Source organism: Streptomyces sp. MK37H (assembly GCF_018035285.1).
GTDB lineage: Bacteria > Actinomycetota > Actinomycetes > Streptomycetales > Streptomycetaceae > Streptomyces > Streptomyces endocoffeicus.
In genome coordinates this window covers 1-1,577 of sequence record NZ_JAAAYH010000824.1, presented here as the reverse complement: position 1 = coordinate 1,577, position 1,577 = coordinate 1, and the positions used below count along the sequence as shown (strand labels likewise).

Annotated in this window: 2 protein-coding genes; both read right to left on the bottom strand. The window is 70.0% G+C overall.

Features of this window, described 5'->3' with window-relative positions; genetic code table 11:
• Positions 1-47: 47 nt before the first annotated feature.
• Entirely contained in the window at positions 48-617 is a 570-nt protein-coding gene (locus GWI24_RS44205) for a DUF4396 domain-containing protein (RefSeq protein ID WP_210951637.1), read from the bottom strand.
• Positions 618-700: 83 nt separating this feature from the next.
• On the bottom strand, positions 701-1,576 hold the full coding sequence (locus GWI24_RS44200; RefSeq protein WP_210951636.1) for a deoxyribonuclease IV: 876 nt from the start codon (positions 1,574-1,576) through the stop codon (positions 701-703).
• Position 1,577: the final 1 nt, after the last annotated feature.

The window sequence follows — 1,577 nt, the reverse complement described above, 5'->3', positions numbered from 1 at the left end:
TAGCGGTGTCCGGGCGCACCGCCGTGGCGTGATCACCCGTGGCGCGGTCAGTGGTACTGGTGGACCACCGCATGCCCCTTGCCCCGCCCGATCATCCACTTGTTGACCGGCGTGGTGACCAGGAACGCCACCATGAACGACAGGGCCAGGCTGAGCCAGAAGAGAACGTCCGACAGTGTCGCGTCCATCGCGCCCGGGAAGACGACGATCGTCGCGTTGTCGGCCAGCTCCATGATCGTGATCGATACGGTGTCGGCCGCCAGGGCCACCCGCAGCGCGCTGCGCACATCCAGTCCTGCCCGCAGCACGCCCCGCATCGTCAGGGAGTAGCCGAAGACGAAGGCGAGCACGATCGCCAGGATCATGGTCGGGACGTTGTGCCAGGCCAGGGCCGTGCCGATGGCCATGCCCACGATCTCGCCGATGGCGCAGCCGGTGAGGCAGTGCAGGGTGGCCTGGGCGGCCATCGACCAACTGGTCGCGCCCCCGTGGTGCTCCTGGTGCCCGTGGCCTTGGTGCCCATGGTCTTCGTGTCCATGGTCTTCGTGTCCCTGGCCCTGGTGGCCATGGGGCTCATGAGGTCCGCTCTGTGTGTGCTCATGCTGTCGCATGTCCATACCCCCAGCGGTGATCGCGGATTCGTCGACCACTGTCAACGCTATACCCCCTAGGGGTATTCCTCAATACGCCGGGCGCGTTCTCAGGCCACCCCGGCGCGCAGCTCCTTCAGCCGGGCCACATCCGCCGCATGCCCCTCCGTACCGCCCGGCGTCTCGATCACCAGCGGCACCCCGTCGGTCGAGGGGTGGGTGAACAACTCGCGGAACGGCTCCGCCCCGATGTGCCCGGCGCCGATGTTCGCGTGCCGGTCCTTGTGGGCACCGACCACGTCCTTGGAGTCATTGGCGTGGATCAGCCTGAGCCGCCCCTCGCCGGTGACGGCCACCAGCTCGTCCAGCGTCTGCTTCACACCGCCCGGGGCGGCGAGGTCATGGCCCGCCGCGAACACATGGCAGGTGTCCAGGCAGACCCCGAGCCGGGGATGCCGGTCCAGCGCGTCGAAGTACGGCCCCAGATCCTCCACCAGCGCGCACAGCGAGGTGCCCTGCCCGGCGGTCGGCTCCAGCAGCAGCCAGGGGTCGTCGTCCCGGTTCAGCTCGTCCAGCAGCGGCAGCACCCGCTCCCGCACCTGCGCGATCGCGGTGGCACGCGGGCGTCCCCCGGTCGCCGAGCCGGTGTGGACGACCACGCCGAGCGCGCCGATCTCCCGGCCGCGCCGGAGCGAATGGCGCAGGGAGGCGACGGAGCGTTCGGCCGTGGCCTCGGTGTGAGAACCGAAGTTGATCAAGTAGGGGGCGTGGACGTACACCGGTATCGACCGCTCGGCGCAGCCGGCGCGGAACGCTTCGTCCTGGGCGGGCGTACCGGCGGGGGTGGCCCAGCCGCGCGGATTGGCGACGAAGACCTGGACGGTCTCGGCGCCGATGTCGGCGGCGTGCGCCAGACCGACTGTGGCCAGGCCGCCGGCCACACGGATATGGCCGCCGATGGGGTTGCGGATGCGATGCGTACTCACG